Source organism: Mycolicibacterium pyrenivorans (genome assembly GCF_025821625.1).
Taxonomy (GTDB): Bacteria; Actinomycetota; Actinomycetes; order Mycobacteriales; family Mycobacteriaceae; genus Mycobacterium; species Mycobacterium pyrenivorans.
The window spans coordinates 1-766 of the sequence record NZ_JACKSH010000001.1; the positions used below are offsets into that span (position 1 = coordinate 1).

General features: G+C 71.0%; 1 pseudogene. It reads left to right on the forward strand.

Going from position 1 to position 766, the window contains the following annotated elements:
• Positions 1–384, forward strand: a pseudogene (locus tag H7I57_RS00005) (hypothetical protein); the annotation flags it as partial.
• Positions 385–766 lie beyond the last annotated feature (382 nt).

Genomic DNA, 766 nt, shown 5'->3' on the forward strand with positions numbered 1-766 from the left:
CTCACCGGCATCCTGGAAGTCACCCGCAGCGGCGACCGCTACGGCACCGCCGAGCCCAGCGCCGACCGCTACCGCAGCATCGACGGTCTGGCCTGGGCCCCCGCCGACGCGACAACACCCCTGGACTACACACGTGGCACCGTGGCCGCCTACGACGCCTGGGCCAACGGCGAGGTCTACGGCTACACCGTCGTCGCCCCCGACTGCCGAGACGTCGCCTCCTGCTGGGACTTTTACGCCGACCCCGACGAGCCGATCACCGCTGACGCTCCCCCCGGCCTGGCCACCATGGTCGCCCAGGCGCGCGAGGAGATCGACCACGACGTCGAAGCACGGACCGCCCAGGCCAACACCATCGGGTCCGGATTCATCGGGCTCATATAAAAACACTGTCCCGGCGAGCCGGCCACCGCGACATCCACCGGTGGCCGGCCGCCCTACAGCGACCCACCGCCCACTGGCGGCCGCCCTGGCGGGCGCCGGATGCCCGCCTGCGGCGGGCGTGGGTTGGGTAGCTACTCACCTTTAACCGTCAGCAGGGGTCGCAGCCTAATCGGCGGCGGCCGCCCTGGCGGGCGCCGGATGCCCGCCTGCGGCGGGCGTGGGTTGGGTAGCTACTCACCTTTAACCGTCAGCAGGGGTCGCAGCCTAATCGGCCGGGGGCCCGACCGGTCAACCCACACCGACGCCGAACTACGCAGGCCGAGTGACCTTTTCGGCCCTATCNAGCTCGCTGCCGCTCGCGGGCCGAAAACCCTGCTCCGTG